Annotated in this window: 14 protein-coding genes; 4 read left to right on the top strand and 10 right to left on the bottom strand. The window is 41.2% G+C overall.

Annotated features, from left to right (window positions below):
• Positions 1–77: 77 nt before the first annotated feature.
• Positions 78–1,187, bottom strand: a complete 1,110-nt coding sequence (locus ACSX1H_RS08705) for an N-acetylmuramoyl-L-alanine amidase family protein (RefSeq protein ID WP_439183462.1) — start codon at positions 1,185–1,187, stop codon at positions 78–80.
• Between the two features lie 137 nt (positions 1,188–1,324).
• Here ACSX1H_RS08705 and ACSX1H_RS08700 point away from each other — a divergent pair, with 137 nt between their 5' ends.
• Positions 1,325–4,048 (top strand): putative LPS assembly protein LptD, encoded by a 2,724-nt coding sequence (locus ACSX1H_RS08700; RefSeq protein ID WP_439183461.1) that lies wholly within the window; start codon positions 1,325–1,327, stop codon positions 4,046–4,048.
• Positions 4,049–4,078: 30 nt separating this feature from the next.
• Positions 4,079–4,456: a RidA family protein gene (locus tag ACSX1H_RS08695; RefSeq protein ID WP_439183460.1), complete on the top strand. Its 378-nt coding sequence runs from the start codon at positions 4,079–4,081 to the stop codon at positions 4,454–4,456.
• Positions 4,457–4,620: 164 nt separating this feature from the next.
• Here ACSX1H_RS08695 and rplI read toward each other — a convergent pair whose 3' ends face one another.
• From rplI to ACSX1H_RS08655, 8 genes are all read right to left on the bottom strand, one after another.
• Positions 4,621–5,064, bottom strand: coding sequence for a 50S ribosomal protein L9 (gene rplI / locus ACSX1H_RS08690; protein WP_439183459.1), 444 nt, complete (start codon positions 5,062–5,064; stop codon positions 4,621–4,623).
• 18 nt (positions 5,065–5,082) lie between these two features.
• On the bottom strand, positions 5,083–5,352 hold the full coding sequence (gene rpsR, locus ACSX1H_RS08685; RefSeq protein WP_212188816.1) for a 30S ribosomal protein S18: 270 nt from the start codon (positions 5,350–5,352) through the stop codon (positions 5,083–5,085).
• 3 nt (positions 5,353–5,355) lie between these two features.
• On the bottom strand, positions 5,356–5,703 hold the full coding sequence (rpsF, locus tag ACSX1H_RS08680; protein WP_439183458.1) for a 30S ribosomal protein S6: 348 nt from the start codon (positions 5,701–5,703) through the stop codon (positions 5,356–5,358).
• Positions 5,704–5,853: 150 nt separating this feature from the next.
• Positions 5,854–6,846 carry a dihydroorotate dehydrogenase-like protein gene (locus ACSX1H_RS08675; protein WP_439183457.1) on the bottom strand — a complete coding sequence of 331 codons (993 nt, stop codon included), beginning with the start codon at positions 6,844–6,846 and terminating at the stop codon, positions 5,854–5,856.
• A 3-nt stretch (positions 6,847–6,849) separates the two neighbouring features.
• Positions 6,850–8,334: an NADPH-dependent glutamate synthase gene (gene gltA / locus ACSX1H_RS08670; protein ID WP_439183456.1), complete on the bottom strand. Its 1,485-nt coding sequence runs from the start codon at positions 8,332–8,334 to the stop codon at positions 6,850–6,852.
• Positions 8,334–9,167 carry a sulfide/dihydroorotate dehydrogenase-like FAD/NAD-binding protein gene (locus ACSX1H_RS08665; RefSeq protein ID WP_439183455.1) on the bottom strand — a complete coding sequence of 278 codons (834 nt, stop codon included), beginning with the start codon at positions 9,165–9,167 and terminating at the stop codon, positions 8,334–8,336. Before ACSX1H_RS08665 ends, gltA begins: the two co-directional genes overlap by 1 nt.
• A 252-nt stretch (positions 9,168–9,419) precedes the next feature.
• Positions 9,420–10,571 (bottom strand): iron-containing alcohol dehydrogenase, encoded by a 1,152-nt coding sequence (locus ACSX1H_RS08660; RefSeq protein WP_439183454.1) that lies wholly within the window; start codon positions 10,569–10,571, stop codon positions 9,420–9,422.
• A 353-nt stretch (positions 10,572–10,924) separates the two neighbouring features.
• Entirely contained in the window at positions 10,925–11,761 is an 837-nt protein-coding gene (locus ACSX1H_RS08655) for a helix-turn-helix transcriptional regulator (RefSeq protein ID WP_439183453.1), read from the bottom strand.
• A 269-nt stretch (positions 11,762–12,030) separates the two neighbouring features.
• Here ACSX1H_RS08655 and ACSX1H_RS08650 point away from each other — a divergent pair, with 269 nt between their 5' ends.
• Together ACSX1H_RS08650 and rbr are read left to right on the top strand one after the other, a co-directional pair.
• On the top strand, positions 12,031–12,729 hold the full coding sequence (locus ACSX1H_RS08650) for a flavin reductase (protein ID WP_439183452.1): 699 nt from the start codon (positions 12,031–12,033) through the stop codon (positions 12,727–12,729).
• A 128-nt stretch (positions 12,730–12,857) separates the two neighbouring features.
• The gene (gene rbr, locus ACSX1H_RS08645; RefSeq protein WP_439183451.1) at positions 12,858–13,433 is read left to right on the top strand and encodes a rubrerythrin; all 576 of its coding nucleotides are present in this window, start codon (positions 12,858–12,860) and stop codon (positions 13,431–13,433) included.
• Between the two features lie 324 nt (positions 13,434–13,757).
• On the opposite strand, the gene ACSX1H_RS08640 is transcribed toward rbr, so the two are convergent.
• Positions 13,758–14,225, bottom strand: coding sequence for a MaoC family dehydratase (locus tag ACSX1H_RS08640; RefSeq protein WP_439183450.1), 468 nt, complete (start codon positions 14,223–14,225; stop codon positions 13,758–13,760).
• Positions 14,226–14,430 lie beyond the last annotated feature (205 nt).

The raw sequence follows: 14,430 nt of genomic DNA, 5'->3' as shown, positions 1-14,430 counted from the left end.
TGCTATTGTTATTGGTATGTTTTTTGGCGTGAAAACTGCTGCAATTTAACAAAAATGTCGTCAAATGCCTAACTGCTCTAATTTTGTTGCTGCTGCATACGCCTCGCTTCTGGCACTGAAATGCGCTTATCATCTTTAAATGCAATCACAAAAGCATCACCTACCTTTTCTTTTACAAATAGCAGATCATTTAATATTTCACCATAATCTGAACTGCATTTTGTGGTATACTTAAACCGATCGTCTTCCTGAAACATCCAAACTTCATCGAACTTTTTATATACCTGCGTTCCTTCTTTTATGGCTTTTCTGGACGAAGCAATCTGTATCCGATAGCTGATAACCGGTTTGGCTTCTGCCTGCACTTTTTCCATAATATCAGCCATCTTACTTTTATCGTCGAACTCGTTTTTATAGTCTCGTACAGCTCTGAATATGGCAGATGCCATATAAGTTTGACCTTTCTCTGACGCGATAAATTTCTCTTCCGTTTGATTAGTTAAAAACCCTAGCTCCACCAACACACTCGGCATGGCAGCCTGTCGAAGCACCAGAAAACCGGCTTGTTTAACACCTCTATCCCTTCTTCCAACACGCTGTTTGAACTGATTCTGCACCAAAGAGGCCATGTAAATACTTTGGTCAATATGAATGTTTTGCATCAATTCAAAAATGATGTAAGACTCGGCTGAATTGGGATCAAACCCTTCATAAGTGGTGGTGTAATCCTCCTCAAGCACAATTACCGAGTTTTCGAGCTTAGCAACTTCGAGGTTTTCTTTGGTTCGATGCAGCCCCAATACAAAAGTTTCGGCACCATATATTTTTGGAGTAGAAATCGCATTGGCGTGAATTGAGATAAATAAATCAGCCTTATTCTTATTCGCAATTTCCGCACGTTTATTTAATGGCACAAAAACATCTTTGCTTCGGGTATATACGACATTTACGTCCGGCAAATTTTCTTCGATATACTTTCCAACTTTGAGGGCTACGTTTAAAACAATATCTTTTTCCCTGGAAATTTTTCCGATGGCTCCAGGATCTTTCCCTCCGTGACCAGCATCAATGACGACCGTTTTAAATACCATGTCTTCCTGTGCATGGGCGCCAACACTGTTAAAAATCAATAAAACACCCAGTGAGAAGATCAACGCAAGCCGTGTATTAAATAAATAAATTGTCATACTTTTAGATTATTACAGTTCAAAAATAGAAAAATAATACGCAGTTAAAAAAAGCGGTCTGCCGCATATTTTAAAGGACATGCCTGCGTATGCGCATTTTTTAATTATTTTTGTGAACGCTTGAAAAATATACCACTTTGACACTAATTAGAACCAACGCATATAAAGCGCTCAAACAAATTGCATTAACAATTATACTATCGAGCGTAACAGTAAACTTAACAGATATCAGGGCGCAGGAAGTCATGCAAGATTCCGGCTCCACACAGTCCGCATCACCTGACAGCACCAATGCTCAGTCGGGTTCCTTTATTATTGATGCCGAAGTCAAATATAAAGCAACGGACTCTATCGATTTCGATATCGTTACTCAAAAAACCTATTTATATGGCAATGCCGAAGTAAGCTATCAGGATGTACTGCTTAAGGCGCACACCATTGTTTTGGATATGGACAGCAGCACGGCCTTTGCATATGGGCAGGTCGATTCGCTGGGGAACGAAACAGGATTGCCTGTTTTTACCGATCCGAGTGGAGAATACACCATGCGCCGTATGAAATATAACTTCAGAACGGAAAAAGCCATTATTGAACACATCGTTACTGAGCAAGGAGAAGGATTTGTAGTAGGTAGTAAAGCCAAGAAAATAGAAGACAACTCCTATTGCATGCAGAACGCAAAGTATACAACCTGCGACAATCACGACCACCCACACTTCTACCTTAACCTTACAAAAGCAAAAGTTATTCCTGGGAAAAAAACCATTACAGGGCCGGCTTATCTGGTGGTGGAAGATGTGAAACTACCCATTATTGTGCCATTTGCAATGATACCTACCACAAGCTCCTACAGCTCTGGGTTCCTGTTCCCTTCCTATCGCGACGAACAAGTCAGAGGATTTGGACTAACAGATGGCGGCTATTACTGGGCGGCCAGCGACTATTTTGATTTCATGCTTAAAGGCGACCTGTTTACTAATGGTTCCTGGGCCATCAGAACAGGGTCCAACTACAAAGTCAGGTATAAATACGGAGGCCGATTTAACTTTCAATACATCACTAACATTTTTAGCGAGAAAGATCTGCCAGATTATCGTAAGAATAAGGACATGGCTATTACTTGGTCGCACCGTCAGGATGCCAAGGCAAACCCCTACCAAACCTTCTCAGCCAGCGTTAATTACTCAACCAGTTCTTTCGACCAGAATAATATTAACAGCCTATATAACCCCGCTAACAACGATATTTCGACTAACACTAAACGGTCAAGTATCTCGTACAGTAAAAGGTGGGCCGGCAAACCTTTTAACTTTTCGGCTAACCTCCTACACTCGCAAAACAGTCGCGATACAACCATTGACTTAACAATACCCGACCTAACTTTTACCGTGAACCGCTTCTATCCTTTTAAGAAAAAGAATAAGGTGGGCACAAATGAAAACATGCTTGAAAAAATCAGTTTATCGTATACCGGTAACATGAAGAACTATGTGCATGCCAAAGAATCAGAATTAGGTTTTGATGGCGAGAGCTTTGCCAACCAATGGAAAAATGGGGTTAAGCACAGCATTCCTGTAGCAATGAACTTAAAGTTCCTTAAGCACTTTACAGTAACCCCCTCTTTTAACTATACCGAACGCTGGTACCTTAATAAAATTGAAAAAGGCTACGACGAGATTGAGAAACAGATTGTCAATACGGATACAATTACCGGATTTAACCGCGTTTACGACTACAGTTTCAGCGCAGGTACTTCAACAAAAATATATACCTTTTTTCGCCCCTGGAGAAAACTCTTCGGAAACAAAGTGGACGCAATCCGCCACGTAGCCACACCGTCGGTATCGATGTCGTACCGACCTGATTTTGGGGATTCCAAATACGGGTATTACGATTGGTTTGAATACTATGATGAGGCCCGGGACGAGGTTGTCAGACACGATTATTCATACTACGACGGTTCTCTTTATGGAGTTCCGGGCAGAGGGAAATCTGGTTCCATGAGTTTTAGCTTAGGCAATACTCTCGAGATGAAAGTCAAAAGCGAAAAAGATACAACTGGTTTTAAAAAGCTGAAAATATTAGAAAGCCTGAACTTCAGCACCAGCTATAACTTTTTGGCCGACTCACTAAAGTGGCAGCCAATAAACATGACCGGGCGCACCAAGCTGTTTGGTACCAATGTAAATTTTGGAGCACGCTTTGACCCCTATGCTATTGATACCACCAAAACAGGTAAGCCTATACGTGTGAACCAGTCGGTTTGGGCCCAACAGGGTAAACTCCTTCGCCTGGAGAGTGCCAACCTAAGCTTTGGACTTAATTTTGGTTCAGATACCTTCAAGAAGAAAGATAAAAAGGGCTCCGATGATCCGAATGCCAATGATGAAGATCCCAACGCATTGCCCCCCGACCCGCTTAACAACCAGGAATTCGATCCACAAGCAGCCTTTAAAGGCGGAAATGCGACCTTTACACAGGGTGACGATGGGTATGCTAAGTTTGAAATTCCGTGGAATATATCGCTTAATTATTCCTTAAGGCTTAGCAGAGGCGACTTCAACACCAAAAAGATGGATTACAATTTCAAGGTCACCTCTGATGTGAACCTGAACGGAAACATCTCTTTAACGCCTAAATGGCGCATTAATTTTGCATCGGGATACAGTTTCGACCGCAAGGAAATAGCGCACACAAACATCGGTATCAGCCGCGATTTGCACTGTTGGAGCATGAACTTTAACCTGGTACCTGTTGGACGATATAAATCGTATTTCTTTACCATCCGTGTAAACTCCAGCATGCTTCAGGATCTGAAATATGAAAAACGAAATCACCCACGCGATAACGGTGTTTTCTAAAAGTGATTAATCCTTTTAAAACTAAGTATAATGAAAAAAGTTATTGCAACAACAAATGCACCAGGTGCTATTGGCCCATACAGTCAGGCAATTGAAGTAAACGGCACTTTATATATCTCAGGTCAGGTACCTGTTGACCCTGCAACCGGTAAGGTGGTTGAAGGCGGGATTAAGGAGCAGACCGAACAGGTAATGAAAAATATTTCAGCCATCCTTAACGAAGCAGGTTACAGCTTCGACAATGTCGTTAAATCAACTTGTTTACTAAGCGACATGAGCAACTTTGCGGCCATGAATGAAGTATACGGATCGTACTACTCAGAAAATCCGCCTGCTCGTGCGGCATTCGCTGTTAAGGAATTACCTCTAAGTGTTTTGGTAGAGATAGAAACTATTGCTGTAAAGTAATAATTACAATAGCATTCAATGCAAAACTCATGTGTAACTAACGCATGAGTTTTTTTATGCTTTAGCAAAGCCTAAAATTGGCCACAAAAAAACCACCATGTCCCCATGGTGGTTTATGTCTGTTTGAAAAATGTTTTTTAATCTATCCGAGATTAATAAAATTGTTATTCGGCAACCACCTCAATTGAGATGTCAACCTTAACTTCACGGTGTAATTTTACAGTTGCATTGTAAGTACCCAATTCTTTAGCTTCGTCTTTCATAGAGATATTTTTACGCTCTACGTTGAAACCTTCTTTGGTTAAAGCCTCAGCAATTTGAATGGTATTTACAGAACCGAAAATCTTTCCGGTTGATGAAGCCTTAGCACCAATAGTAAATGACTTACCTTCCAGTGTCTTAGCTACTTCAAGAGCTTCATTTTTGATCTTTTCCTCTTTATGAGCTCTCTGACGCAAATTTTCTGCGTGTACTTTCTTGGCTGAAGGAGTTGCTAGCACAGCAAGTCCCTGAGGGATCAAATAGTTACGTCCGTAACCATTTTTTACCGTCACAATGTCATTCTTATGGCCAAGATTCTGAATATCTTCTCTTAAAATAATTTCCATCGTAAATCCTCCTTTTTCTTATTTCATCAAATCGGTTACGTATGGCAACAAGGCCAAATGACGTGCACGCTTAACAGCCTGCGCAACTTTTCTTTGATACTTCAAAGATGTACCAGTCAGACGACGAGGTAAAATTTTACCTTGCTCGTTCAAGAATTTCTTTAAGAACTCAGGATCTTTGTAATCGATATACTTGATCTTGTTCTTTTTGAAACGACAGTACTTCTTCTTCTTGATTTCTACTGAAGGAGGAGTTAAATACCTGATTTCTGATTGATTCTGTGCCATGGTTTAGTTCTCCTTTTCTGCTTTTTTAGTTGATCTTCTTTTCTCTGCATACGCCATAGCGTACTTGTCTAATCTGAAAGATAAGAAACGAATAACACGCTCATCACGACGGAAAGCAGTTTCTAATTTCTCAATAAACTCAGGATTAGCGTCGAATTCGAACAACTGGTAAAACCCTGTTGACTTCTTTTGAATTGGGTAAGCAAGCTTACGAAGTCCCCAATTTTCTTCATTTACCATTTTTCCTCCGGCCTCAACAATCAAACCTTTGAATTTGTCGACCGCTTCCTTCATCTGAACATCAGACAAAACGGGAGTTAAAATGAAAACGGTTTCATAACGATTTAACATATCTTCTTAATTTTAGAAGGTTTTAAATAATCAGGGCGCAAAGATAGGAATAAAAAAGAAAGAAACAAAGCAGAAATAAGTGATTAGTAGTAAGGGAGTAGTCAGCAGATATCACCACGTCTACTAACTACTTTTCAAGCCCTGTTTATTTTACTGCTTATATCCTGAAAAATAACGCATAAACTGTACGCGTTCAAACACTTCCGGATTAGCTGACTCACCTTGTCCTAAACGCCCTTTAAAATCGGCAATGGTTTCAAAACCACGCCGTTTCATCCAGGCCTCTAATTCTTTTAGCATGGCCCCTATCACTTCCGGACCTTCTTTGTAAATGGCCGACACTATTTGCACAGAAGCCGCACCTGCCAGTAACATTTTTACCAGTGTTCGATAATCCTGCACACCCGTTGAGGCCACCAAATCACACCCTGCATCAGCTGAAGCAATTGAAATCCATCGCAAGGAATTCACATAGTCGTTAACACCAGAGTACACATTACCCGTTACCACCTGATCATTCTCAATGTCATAATCAATTGATGTAAAGCGATTAAAAAGCACCAAACCATCAACACCACTGTGCGACAAGCGGTGGATAATACTGCCTAAATTTGTGAAATAAGGAGCCAGCTTAATACCAACCGGAATCGTTAATCGCTCCTTTACTTTCCGCACAATATCAAAATAGACTTTTTCGATGGCTGCCGCCTCTTCCTTAATACCAAAAGGCAGTTTAAAAATATTTAGCTCCAGTGCATCCGCACCGGCATCTTGTACTTTTTGAGCAAAAGATACCCACTCGCTATAGCTCGAACAATTGATGCTTGCAATTATTGGAACATCAACCACTTCTTTCGCTTCGCGAATTAAAGAGACATAGTTCTCCAGTACCTCATTTTTAACCTGATAATCGTAATAATCATAGAACTCCAGATTATTATCGTCCACGCCCAATTGCTGACCAATTGTTTGCTCCGCCTCTGCCTTGATCTCCTCTTCGAATACAGACTTAAGCACTATGGCGGCCGCCCCAGCCTTGGCCAGTTTTTTAATTCCACCAATAGTAGACGCCAAACCAGAACTTCCAACAACAATTGGGTTCTTAATAGGCAATCCTAAATATGTTGTTTCTATGTTTTGCATGACTTAAGGGTTTAATTTATCCTGTAAATACATATGCATTGATGCAGCGGCATTACGTCCATCGCCCATCGCCAGAATTACTGTGGCTCCACCGCGCACAATATCTCCTCCGGCAAACATCTCCGGAATGGAAGTCTGTAATTTTTCATCATCCACAACAATGGTTCCCCAACGCGTTGTCTCCAACTGAGGCAGCGAACTCGGAATCAATGGGTTTGGCGACACCCCAACACTTACCACAACCGTATCTACATCTATATCGTACTCAGAGCCTTCCATTGGCACCGGACGACGACGACCAGACGCATCTGGCTCACCCAATTCCATTTTTTGCACACGAACTTTGTTAACACGACCTGTTTCGTCCGCAAAATACTCTACCGGGTTGGTTAAAGTTAAAAACTCTATTCCTTCTTCCTGAGCATGTTTAATTTCTTCAACACGCGCCGGCATTTCTTCCATTGAACGACGGTAAATAATCATGGCCCTGTCAGCTCCTAAGCGTTTTGCGGTGCGCACAGAGTCCATCGCTGTATTACCTCCTCCAATTACCGCTACATTTTTGCCACTGATAATTGGCGTATCGGTTGCCGGGTTAGCAGCATTCATCAGGTTAATGCGGGTCAGGTATTCATTGGAACTTAATATGCCAATATAATTTTCTCCCGGGATGTTCATAAAACGCGGTAAGCCGGCTCCACTGCCTGTAAAGAATCCCTGAAAACCTTCCTCTTTCAGATCCTCAATGGTGGCTGTTCGGCCAACAATAAAGTTGGTTTCGAATTTAACCCCCATCTGCTTCAGGTTATTGATTTCCACATCAACAATACTGTTTGGAAGGCGGAACTCAGGAATACCGTATTTCAACACACCACCAATTTCGTGGAGCGCTTCAAATACCGTCACGTCATACCCATTTTTAGCCATATCGCCCGCGAAGGTTAAACCTGCAGGACCACTGCCAATAACCGCTACTTTAATTCCGTTTGCCGGCGCCACCTTGGGCACTGAAATCTGACCCGATTCACGTTCATAATCGGCAGCAAATCGTTCCAGGTAACCAATGGCTACAGGTGCCTTCTGCATCTTAAGCTGATAGAAGCATTTGGCCTCACATTGTTTTTCCTGAGGACAAACACGACCACACACGGCCGGCAGAGCACTGGTCTCTTTAAGAACACTTGCAGCCTGTAAGAACTCTCCCTGCTCAATGCGCTTAATAAACTTTGGTATATTAATTTCTACCGGACAGCCAGTAATACAGGTCGGATCAGGACAATCCAGGCAACGACGTGCCTCATTGATCGCCTCGTCGGCAGTCAATCCTGTATTTACTTCAATATTAGATTTTACGCGTACTTGCGGATCGACCTCTCCCATATGAACGCGTGTAAGAGCGGTACGCTCTTTATTTTTTAGCAGTTTACGCACATCTAAACGCCACGACTGCTCTCTTTCTTCTTTTAAAAACTCTTTTGTAACAGCCATTACTTTTTATCTTTAGATTTAAGATATTCCTGCTCTGCTCCTTTTTCTATCTCCTTATAGCCATTTAAGCGTAATAGCATTTCATCAAAATCGACCTGATGAGCATCAAATTCAGGTCCGTCAACACATACGAATTTTGTTTTTCCACCAACGGTGATACGACAAGCACCGCACATGCCGGTTCCATCAACCATTATTGTATTTAAACTCGCCACAGTTGGCACCTTGTACTCTTTGGTGGTTAAGGCAGCAAACTTCATCATTATGGCAGGGCCAATAATCACGGCCTGATCAACCTTTTCGCGCTCCATCACTTCTTTCATCCCATCGGTTATCAATCCCTTTTTGCCGTATGAGCCGTCATCGGTCATGATAATTACTTCATCTGAGTATTTTGCAATTTGCTCCTCTAAAATAACTAAGTCCTTAGTGCGGGCTGCCAAAATTGTAACCACTCTGTTCCCTGCTTTCTTTAAAGCCTCTACAATAGGCAATAAAGGAGCAACGCCAACACCTCCTCCACAGGCTAAAACTGTTCCAACATTTTCGATATGAGTTGCTTCTCCAAGAGGCCCAACCAAATCAGTTAGTTCATCCCCAACGTTTAGTTCCGTTATTTTACGCGACGAAACACCCACTTTTTGAATTACCAATGTGATAGTTCCTCGTTCGGGATTAGCGGCCGCAATTGTAAGCGGGATGCGCTCTCCTGTTTCGCCAACCTTAACTATTACAAAATGCCCTGCTCTGCGAGCTTTTGCAATACGCGGAGCTTCGATTTCCAAACGTACTACGTTTTCAGAAAAATACTCCTTCTCTACAATTTTGTTCATTATAACAAACGATTTCTTAGTTATAGTAACTGTTATCAAAGGTTACCAAACCATCCTGTCCGGTGCACTCTTTAGAATATTCAAATGTAAATATAACGTTTGTATAGTCCTGAATTAATGACATTCATTATTGGCTTATTATTTATATAGATTCTAAACAAAAGCTCATCACCCCAATTCTTCTGACAACCGTTTAACGCAATAAGGCCCTGAGCGCAATCACCCAAGGCCTTCAATGAATTATTGCAGCGTTTAAAAATTAATAGCCGTTCCTTCGTAACAAGCCTGATAAATAGCTTTAATCTCGTCAAATTCAGGCTTACGGGGGTTAAATAAAGTACACGGATCTTTTAAAGCATTAGCTGTTAAAGTATCCAGCTTTGCATTCCATTCTTCCGGACTCACCCCATACTCTTTAATGGAGCCCACTACCCCCACTGAAGCACGTAACTTTTCGATTTCCTGAGCAAACTCTTCGGCGTTGCTTTTACCGAACAACTCGGCCAAATCGTTGTACTTATCTGTTACCTTCGCATTGAAACGCGTTACATTGGGCATTAGAATAGCATTCGCACATCCGTGAGGAATACCGAAAGTTCCCCCAATTTGGTGAGACATGGCATGTACGATGCCCAACCATACGTTGGTAAAAGCCATACCGGCCATACATGATGCATCGTGCATGGCCTGACGTGCTTCTTTATTGTTAGGCTCGGTAAATGCTACTGGCAGATGCTTGAAGACCAAATCAACGGCCCCTTTTGCCAAAGCATCGTTATAGCGATCGGCTATATTTGACACGTAAGCCTCAACGCCATGACTTAAGGCATCCAGCCCAGTATTAGCAGTCACGTGAGCTGGCATACTTTCACAAAGCTCCCCATCCACAATGGCTACATCAGGTGTGAGCTCATGCGATACAATCGGGTATTTGGTGCCTTTCTCTTTATCAGTAATCACTGACAGACCTGTAATTTCAGTGCCAGTACCACTTGTTGAAGGGATAGCTACAAAATAGGCCTTATTGCGCATGGCTTTCACCGCAAAGGGAGCTGCCAACTCTTCCAGGGTCGATGCCGGATACTCGTAGTAAATCCACATTGCTTTAGCCGCATCAATAGCTGAACAACCGCCCAAGCCCACAATTACATCCGGCTGCTCCTGGGTAAAAAACTCGGCACCGCGCTTAACAGTATCAATCGATGGGTCGGCTTCCACACCTGAGAAAACCACGGATGTAATCCCTGCTTCCTCTAAATAGTTGATGGTTCTATCTAGCGAGCCATTGGCCTTAACCGAGTTGCCTCCAATTACAATTACCGCTTTTTTCCCTTTTAATCCTTTTAAGTTTTCGAGACTCCCTAATCCATGAAAAATCTCCTTTGGTACAATAAACTTTGCCATTCCTTGTGCTTTTAGTTAATTAAAAATGTGTAACAATAAGCGAAGGATTTACCTCAACCAGTGCCTATTAATTACGGTGACAAAAGTAGGACATGCACCAGAGCTGATACTTACTTTATTCGTCCAATAACTTATGAAAAAAGTTCAACTTACTTATTAAGACGCCTCAGAACCTTATATCAGGTCTTACTCAACGACCAGCTGGCAGTTAAATAGATGTGATAACCCGCCCCCTACCACCCGGCGCATAAACCACACCTCACTGACGGATTGATAATTACAAAGCAAATAAAAGAACTCAACCAAGAGGACAACGTCCAACCTATCCACGTAGCAAAACGAAAAATGGGCTATTAGCCGATATCAGTTGGACTGATTCCAAATTTATTTTTAAAGGCAATACTAAAGTTAGACAGGTTGCTATAGCCATAGTCGTCATAAATATCTGAAGCCTTGACATCGCCTTTCTGCAACACCTCTCTCGCTCTTGTCAGTCGCTTATCTTGCAGCCACCTACCAGGCGGTTCCTTGTACTCTATTAAAAAATGGCGCTTAAAGGTTGATAAACTCATATTACATAAGAAGGCAATTTCTTCCAGCTTTAGGTTAGAGTACATGTGTCGCTCCACAATCGTTTTAAATGGTGACTTTTCATTGGAAACCATTGTAAACAGATAGCCTATAAAACGTTGGCCATATTTCCCTATCAGATAGAGTAATAACTCATCAAATTTAACAGAAAGCAGCTGCTTTTGAAACCCGGTATGCGGCTCTTCCAATTTGGCTAATGCTTGTAAGAACAACGCCATATAGGCATCGTTTTCAATAATAAAATAGGAATTATCTTCGCTGACGGGCTCCTGCCTGAAGTTATAGGTGTTCAAAAACCGGCACAAGCGATCCTCGGAAAAAAACAAGAGCTTACAAAAATACACCTCATCCTGATTCAATAACTCAGTCCACAAACAATTGCCTTTAGGAATTAAGAGCGATTGATGTTCATTGACCGCCACGGCCGCATCGGCAATATGCACATATTTACTCCCCACCTGCAAAAAACTAAACATATTCATGCTTAGGTTGACCTTACTCTTAACTACATTGTGGGTCACCCTGAAATCATAAATGAAAAGATCAGTGCCTTCCTGGAAGCGATTTGTATATATTTCGGGAATATTCTCTATAGCCATACCATTCTCCTTAAAAAGCCAAAAACATCAGCAAAAATTAACAAGCAGTCAAGCAACAAATAGTTCCTTACAAATGTGATAAGATTTACGCAAAGCTGCCAGTCATCCATTTAAATATATGCCAACCAATAGGATCGAACTATTTACATCGGTTCTAAATAGATTTCTTCACTGTACAGTCGAAGTGATTTCAACCCGAATCATTTTTATTCCCACATTCTTATTACTAAATTGAGAATCACCCAAATGAACAAACTAAAACTCTACAAATGAACCTTGAAGCTTTTTTCAAACTCAGTTACGGACTGTATATTATCGGCACAAAAGATGCTCAGAAATTAAATGCATACATAGCTAATACAGCGTTTCAGGTTACAGCTGAACCGTCTCAAATAGCCATTAGCTGCAGTAAAAACAATTTCTCTTGCCAAATGATTCAGAATAGTCAGGTGTTTTCCATTTCTGTATTGATGCAAAATGCCAGTTCCGACTTAATTGGCCAACTTGGGTATAATAGTGGCCAGCAAATTGACAAGTTTAAAAACATTAATTACACCTTTGGTAGCACAGGTGCACCCATCATTACCGATGACTGTGTGGCTTGGTTTGATTGTCGGGTCAATAAAATGGTGGATGTAGGCACCCACATGCTATTTATTGCCACTATCGAAGAAACGGCTCTTTTAGATAAAACGGGTACGCCACTAACTTACGCCTATTATCATGAGGTTAAGAAAGGGCGAGCACCGAAAAATGCGCCAACCTATATTGATGAAACAAAACTTAAAGACACCCCTCAAACGCACGAAGGCAGGTATAAGTGCATGGCCTGCGGATACATATATGATCCGGCACTTGGAGACCCCGAAGCCGGCATTGCACCTGGTACATCTTTTGATGATTTACCCCATGACTGGACATGTCCAACATGCGGTTCGCCCAAGTCCATGTTTGAGCCCCTTGAATAAAAGTAATTATATTTAGAACCGACCTAAATAAGCGCAATAAATACCTGAAAAGGCCGAAAACAAGTCCCCTTATTTTATATTTGTTCTTCTGCCTAAACAGAATTTATTAATCCTGAAAATGAACATACATGGAAAGCTTAAAAGGAACAAAAACTGAACAAAACTTACTTAAAGCATTTGCCGGTGAGTCGCAGGCGCGTAACCGCTATACTTTTTTTGCTAAACAAGCCAAAAAAGAAGGTTTAGAGCAAATTGCCGCCATCTTTATGGAAACAGCAGAACAGGAACGCGAGCATGCGAAGCGTTTTTTTAAGTTTTTAGAAGGGGGCATGGTTGAAATTACTGCGACCTATCCGGCGGGCATCGTTGGCGACACTAAAGACAACCTGAAAGCAGCTGCCGATGGAGAAAATGAAGAGTGGGCCGAACTATACCCTGAATTTGCCAGAGTTGCAGAAGAGGAAGGGTTTAAAGAAGTAGCAGTCGCCTTTAAAATGATTGCTAAAGTAGAGGCCCATCACGAAGAAAGATACCGTAAGTTATACGACAATTTAGTAGATGGTAAGGTATTCGAAAAAGACGGTAAAGTAACCTGGATGTGTCGCAACTGTGGATTCATCCACGAAGGAACAAAAGCTCCGAAAACATGTCCGGCGTGCCTGCATTCGCAAGCATATTTCGAAGTTAAAGAAACCAATTATTAAGCCGCAGACTTAAGTATTGGCATGCAGGAGGGTTTCAATTTTGGAGCCCTCTTTTTAGTTGTATACATTTCAGGCCAAACCAAATAGTCGACAATGCAGACCAACACAAAAAGCCCTGAAAATCATAAAAGAAATTCAGGGCGATTAGTTTTTTTCATCATATGTGACCTAACTATTAAATGTGCCAAAACTATTTACGAAACCATTCAAAGAAATATAGAGTAAAGCCTGATTATCATCAAGGCTAAAAAAACACTTTATAAGGCATTTCTTTTCAGGCTCAACAAGCACCTATCAGTGATAGTTAAGATGTGTTGCGTACTGCTACGAATCGAAATGATACAAGAATACAATTTCTCCCTCGTAAGCAGGTTTCTTACTCCCGTCTATCTCCAGCTTAATTCCAATATTTGCACGTGTCACACCCCGCAGGTTAACAGCATTATTTACTTTGGCATGCAAGCGCACTTTGCTGTTCACTAAAACAGGAGCATTAAACTTTAACTTTTCAATCCCATAATTCACCTGCATCTTAAGGTTTTGCACATCAACAATTTGATTCCACAAATGAGGCAATATAGATACAGTTAAATAACCATGTGCAATTGTATTACCGAACGGAGACTCCGTTTTTGCTTTTTCAACATCCGTATGAATCCATTGGTGGTCTAATGTAGCATCAGCAAAAAGGTTGATTTGCTCTTGAGTAAATTCATGATAATCAGAAACTCCAAGGTCACTACCTATTAACTTTTCTAACTCTTCAAAACTCTTAATTACTACTTTACTCATTGTTTTTATATTTATAAAATGAAGGTGCGAAGATAAAATATTTCAATTAAGTGCCCTAATTTCATTGACAAGACTGTCCAAATGACAAAAATAGCAAACCGCCGCCAATAAGTTCTGCCGAAAACGTTTGCAAATTGCACAATGACAAAAATGAACAAAAAAAAATCCTGCCTGTATCAGAAACCAGCCACCTAACCATACAGTT

The organism is Carboxylicivirga taeanensis (assembly GCF_051851475.1).
GTDB lineage: Bacteria > Bacteroidota > Bacteroidia > Bacteroidales > Marinilabiliaceae > Carboxylicivirga > Carboxylicivirga taeanensis.
The sequence above is the reverse complement of the archived record's forward strand: the minus strand, read 5'-3'. Positions and strand labels throughout refer to the sequence as shown.

What these genes read in the sequence shown, in the direction of transcription:
- ACSX1H_RS08675 (WP_439183457.1), bottom strand. Translation starts at nt 6,846, where the DNA reads ATGCAAAACATAGAAACAACATATTTAGGATTGCCTATTAAGAACCCA.
- ACSX1H_RS08695 (WP_439183460.1), top strand. Translation starts at nt 4,079, where the DNA reads ATGAAAAAAGTTATTGCAACAACAAATGCACCAGGTGCTATTGGCCCA.
- ACSX1H_RS08650 (WP_439183452.1), top strand. Translation starts at nt 12,031, where the DNA reads ATGAACCTTGAAGCTTTTTTCAAACTCAGTTACGGACTGTATATTATC.
- rplI (WP_439183459.1), bottom strand. Translation starts at nt 5,064, where the DNA reads ATGGAAATTATTTTAAGAGAAGATATTCAGAATCTTGGCCATAAGAAT.
- rbr (WP_439183451.1), top strand. Translation starts at nt 12,858, where the DNA reads ATGGAAAGCTTAAAAGGAACAAAAACTGAACAAAACTTACTTAAAGCA.
- ACSX1H_RS08665 (WP_439183455.1), bottom strand. Translation starts at nt 9,167, where the DNA reads ATGAACAAAATTGTAGAGAAGGAGTATTTTTCTGAAAACGTAGTACGT.
- ACSX1H_RS08640 (WP_439183450.1), bottom strand. Translation starts at nt 14,225, where the DNA reads ATGAGTAAAGTAGTAATTAAGAGTTTTGAAGAGTTAGAAAAGTTAATA.
- gltA (WP_439183456.1), bottom strand. Translation starts at nt 8,334, where the DNA reads ATGGCTGTTACAAAAGAGTTTTTAAAAGAAGAAAGAGAGCAGTCGTGG.
- rpsR (WP_212188816.1), bottom strand. Translation starts at nt 5,352, where the DNA reads ATGGCACAGAATCAATCAGAAATCAGGTATTTAACTCCTCCTTCAGTA.
- ACSX1H_RS08655 (WP_439183453.1), bottom strand. Translation starts at nt 11,761, where the DNA reads ATGGCTATAGAGAATATTCCCGAAATATATACAAATCGCTTCCAGGAA.
- rpsF (WP_439183458.1), bottom strand. Translation starts at nt 5,703, where the DNA reads ATGTTAAATCGTTATGAAACCGTTTTCATTTTAACTCCCGTTTTGTCT.
- ACSX1H_RS08705 (WP_439183462.1), bottom strand. Translation starts at nt 1,187, where the DNA reads ATGACAATTTATTTATTTAATACACGGCTTGCGTTGATCTTCTCACTG.
- ACSX1H_RS08660 (WP_439183454.1), bottom strand. Translation starts at nt 10,571, where the DNA reads ATGGCAAAGTTTATTGTACCAAAGGAGATTTTTCATGGATTAGGGAGT.